Source organism: Streptomyces sp. AC627_RSS907, assembly GCF_019049165.1.
Genome location: NZ_JAGMUE010000171.1, coordinates 23,301 through 27,010, shown reverse-complemented (window position 1 = coordinate 27,010; position 3,710 = coordinate 23,301). Strand labels below are relative to the sequence as shown.

Annotated in this window: 5 protein-coding genes; 2 read left to right on the top strand and 3 right to left on the bottom strand. The window is 75.6% G+C overall.

Annotated elements, in window-relative coordinates:
• A partial coding sequence (locus KUM32_RS30700; protein WP_308408755.1) for a BTAD domain-containing putative transcriptional regulator occupies positions 1–949 on the bottom strand: 949 nt, incomplete at its 3' end.
• A 217-nt stretch (positions 950–1,166) separates the two neighbouring features.
• On the opposite strand from KUM32_RS30700, the gene KUM32_RS30695 reads away from it, so the two are divergent.
• A complete protein-coding gene (locus KUM32_RS30695; RefSeq protein WP_217145235.1) occupies positions 1,167–1,964 on the top strand; it encodes a site-2 protease family protein in 798 nt (265 codons plus the stop codon).
• A gap of 22 nt (positions 1,965–1,986) precedes the next feature.
• Here the strand turns inward: KUM32_RS30695 and KUM32_RS30690 are convergent, their stop codons facing one another.
• Together KUM32_RS30690 and npdG are read right to left on the bottom strand one after the other, a co-directional pair.
• On the bottom strand, positions 1,987–2,175 hold the full coding sequence (locus KUM32_RS30690) for a hypothetical protein (RefSeq protein WP_217145234.1): 189 nt from the start codon (positions 2,173–2,175) through the stop codon (positions 1,987–1,989).
• Between the two features lie 89 nt (positions 2,176–2,264).
• Positions 2,265–2,972, bottom strand: a complete 708-nt coding sequence (gene npdG / locus KUM32_RS30685) for an NADPH-dependent F420 reductase (protein ID WP_217145233.1) — start codon at positions 2,970–2,972, stop codon at positions 2,265–2,267.
• Positions 2,973–3,102: 130 nt separating this feature from the next.
• On the opposite strand from npdG, the gene KUM32_RS30680 reads away from it, so the two are divergent.
• Complete coding sequence (locus KUM32_RS30680) at positions 3,103–3,705, top strand: hypothetical protein (protein ID WP_217145232.1); 603 nt, start codon at positions 3,103–3,105, stop codon at positions 3,703–3,705.
• The last annotated feature ends 5 nt before the right edge of the window (positions 3,706–3,710 follow it).

Sequence of the window (3,710 nt, the reverse complement as noted above, 5' to 3'; positions counted from 1 at the left end):
ACGCCGCGGGGTCACCGGGTGCCGGGGATGCCGCGGGGTCACCGGTTGCCGGGGATGTCTCGGGCGTGGACGTCTCGGGCATGGACGTCGCGGGCATGGACGTCGCGGGCGGGGCCGCGGGTTCCACGGGTATCGCCGCAGGGGGCACGGTCGTCGCCGCGCGGGCGGCGGGGGTGGTCGCGGGGGCGGCGGTGGTCGTCGCGGGGGCCGCGTGGGTGGTCGCGGGGGCCGCGGGGTTGAGCAACCGCCTGTGCAGTTCCCGCAGTTCCGGCCCCGGATCGACGCCGAGCCGGTCGGCGAGCAGCCGCCGTACGGCGTCGTAGGCGGCCAGCGCCTCGGCGGGGCGGCCGGTGTCGCGCAGGGCGCGCAGCCGCAGCGCCTGCAGCGGCTCGTCCAGGGGATGGGCGTCGCACAGGGCGGTGAGCTCGGGCAGGGAGTACTCGGCCTGCCCGAGGTCGAGGGCGGCGGTGTGGCGGGCGCGCAGGACGTCCAGGTGCCGGGTCTCCCAGCGGGCCGCCTCGGCGGTGCGGTCGGGCAGGTCGGCGAGGGCGGGGCCGCGCCACAGGGCGAGGGCGTCGTCGAGTACGCAGGCCGCCTTGGCGGGGTCGCCGTCGGCGAGGGCGCGGGTGCCCTCGCCGGCCAGCCGGTCGAAGCGGTGCAGGTCGACGTCGTCGGGGGAGGCGGTGAGCCGGTAGCCGCCGTCGGCCGAGGCGACCGCGTCCGCGCCGAGCGCCCGGCGCAGCCGTCCGACCAGCGCCTGCAGCGCACCCGGCGCGTCGGCGGGCGGGTCGCCGTCCCACACCTCCTCCACCAGCAGCCCGGCGGGCACGGTGCGGCCGGACCTGAGGGCGAGCACGGTCAGCAGCGCGCGCAGCCGCGCCCCGCCGACCGGGACGACGGTGCCGTCGGAGCGGGTTGCCTGTGTGGTGCCGAGGATGCGATAGCGCACGGGCCCATTGTCCCTGGTGCCGCCCGAGCCGGTCACGGGGATTGTCCGACGCGGCGCCGGGGCCGGGAACCGGCGACCGGTCGCGAGACGTTTCGGCCACGGACCGGTACGGTCGGGCAGTCCCGCGTCGGTCGGGCAGTCCTCCGGAACCCCGCCGGTGCCGCGTGTCCGAGAACCGTGTGTCCGAGAGCCGTCCGTCCGAGAGCCAGGGAGTCCCATGACCACCGCCACCGCCCGCCCCAGTGACCGGCGGATCAGTCCCGTGTTCGTCGGGATCGCCGCCGTCACCGCGGTCACGGGCTGGGCCACCTGGACCGGCTTCGCCGAGCAGCCGGGCGTGGCCGTGTTCCTGTTCGTGACGGCCGCGTGGATCGTGTCGCTGTGCCTGCACGAGTACGCGCACGCGCGCACCGCGCTGCACGGCGGCGACGTCTCGGTCGGTGCGAAGGGCTATCTCACGCTGAACCCGCTGAAGTACACGCACGCCCTGCTGAGCATCGTGCTCCCCGTGGTGTTCGTGATCATGGGGGGGATCGGTCTGCCGGGCGGTGCGGTCTTCATCGAGCGGGGCCGGATCCGGGGCCGCTGGCGGCACAGTCTGATCTCGGCCGCGGGCCCGCTGACGAACGTCCTGTTCGCCCTGGTGTGCACGGCCCCGTTCTGGCTGGACGCGCTGGACGGCGTGCCGCGCGACTTCCGGCTCGCGCTGGCCTTCCTCGCGCTGCTCCAGGTCACGGCCGCGATCCTGAACTTCCTGCCGGTGCCGGGCCTGGACGGCTACGGGGTGATCGAGCCCTGGCTGTCGTACAACGTGCGGCGGCAGGTGGAGCCGCTCGCGCCGTTCGGCCTGCTGATCGTGTTCGCGCTGCTGTGGATCCCGTCGGTCAACGCGGTGTTCTTCGACGCGATCGACGCGGTCCTGCGCGGGCTGGGGATCAGCGAGCCGGACACGTACTGCGGCTTCGAGCTGTACCGGTTCTGGCAGACCGACGAGTACTGCTCGGCCGGCTCCTGACGCCGGCCGGCCGGTACGCCGGTCAGCCGGTGACGGACTCGCGCCGGGCGGCCTTGCCGCGCTTGAGGTAGTACCAGCACATGTTGGACGACAGGCCCGACAGCAGGACCCACACGACGCCGATCAGCACGCCGCCGCGCACGAAGGAGACGACGGCTGCGACCACGGCGAGTACGCAGACGGCCAGGGCGTAGAGGGCGAGGCGGGGCATGAGGGGGGCTCCTGTCGGGGGACACGTGCGGGTGCCGCTCCTACGGGCACCACGGGTACTTCTGGCACCCACCAGTGTCCCCCATCGCCTCATACGTCCGTGACGCGGAGCCCGGCGTGTGCCTTGTAGCGGCGGTTGACGGAGATCAGGTTGGCGACCAGCGACTCGACCTGGTGGGCGCCCCGGAGCCGCCCGGCGAAGACGCCGCGCATGCCGGGGATGCGGCCGGCGAGGGCCTGCACGATCTCCACGTCGGCGCGTACCTCGCCCAGCACCATCACATCGGTGTCGATCTCGTCGATCTCCGGGTCCTGGAGGAGGACCGCCGAGAGGTGGTGGAAGGCGGCCGTGACCCGGCTGTCCGGCAGCAGGGCGGCGGCCTGCTCGGCGGCGCTGCCCTCCTCGGGCTTGAGCGCGTAGGCGCCCTTCTTGTCGAAGCCGAGCGGGTTGACGCAGTCGACGACGAGCTTGCCGGCCAGTTCCTCGCGCAGGGACGCGAGGGTCTCGCCGTGGCCCTCCCACGGCACGGCGACGATCACGACGTCGCCGCGGCGGGCGGTCTCGGCGTTGTCGGCGCCCTCGACGCCGTGCCCGATCTCCTCGGCGGCGGCCCGGGCGCGCTCCGCGGCGCGCGAGCCGACGATCACCTTCTGGCCGGCCTTGGCGAGGCGGTAGGCGAGCCCCTTGCCCTGGGGGCCGGTGCCGCCGAGCACGCCGACGACGAGCCCGGAGACGTCGGGCAGGTCCCAGGGGTCCTTGGCGGGGGCCTTCTGTGCAGCACTGTCGGTAGAGGTCATGGGCCGACCCTACGTCCGGCCGGGACGTCCCACCGGTCGGGGTGTCCCGGCCTGAACGCCGTCCCCAGGTCGGGCGAATCACCGGCGAACGCCGGGCCGCGCGTCACCGGTTGCGGCAGGATGCGGGCGCATGGACGCCGTACGGGTCGCGCTGCTGCGGGAAGTGCTCGCCGGGACCGAGTGGCTGGGGGCCACCCGGCGGTTCGCGGGGGCGCTGCGGGGCTCGGTCGTGCCGCACGGGGGCGGGCTGCTGCTGGTCGGCACCGCCGAGCACGAGCCGTGGCACCTGGCGGCGCACCTGGTGGACGAGGCCGCCTGGTCGGGGACGCCGGAGCTGACGCCCACCCTGGTCCGGCACGCCGCGCGCCCGTCGGACCCGGCGCACCTGTCGGTGGGGCTGGGGCGGCTGGCGGCGGCCCGGCGCGGGGAGACCCTGCTCGTGGTGACGCCCGACGCCCCGGGCGCCCCGCTGCTGGAGCGGGTGCACGACGCCCGCCGGGCCGGCGCGACGGTGCTGGCGCTGGGCACCGGGGAGCGGGAGCTGACGACCATGGCGCACGAGACGCTGGCCGTGCCGGACGGCGCCGAGCTGGACCTGGACACCGTGCAGCACCTGGTCAGCGCGGCGGCCGGGGAGAACGCGGGGCCGCCGCCCCGGCGCCGCCCCCGCTTCCGCGACCGCCTGTCCCGCCTGGCCGACCGCCTGACGGCCCCGCCGCCCCCGCACTGGTGACGCCC

Coding starts and splice junctions, on each gene's coding strand:
- KUM32_RS30695 (WP_217145235.1), top strand. CDS start 1,167: ATGACCACCGCCACCGCCCGCCCCAGTGACCGGCGGATCAGTCCCGTG.
- KUM32_RS30690 (WP_217145234.1), bottom strand. CDS start 2,175: ATGCCCCGCCTCGCCCTCTACGCCCTGGCCGTCTGCGTACTCGCCGTG.
- npdG (WP_217145233.1), bottom strand. CDS start 2,972: ATGACCTCTACCGACAGTGCTGCACAGAAGGCCCCCGCCAAGGACCCC.
- KUM32_RS30680 (WP_217145232.1), top strand. CDS start 3,103: ATGGACGCCGTACGGGTCGCGCTGCTGCGGGAAGTGCTCGCCGGGACC.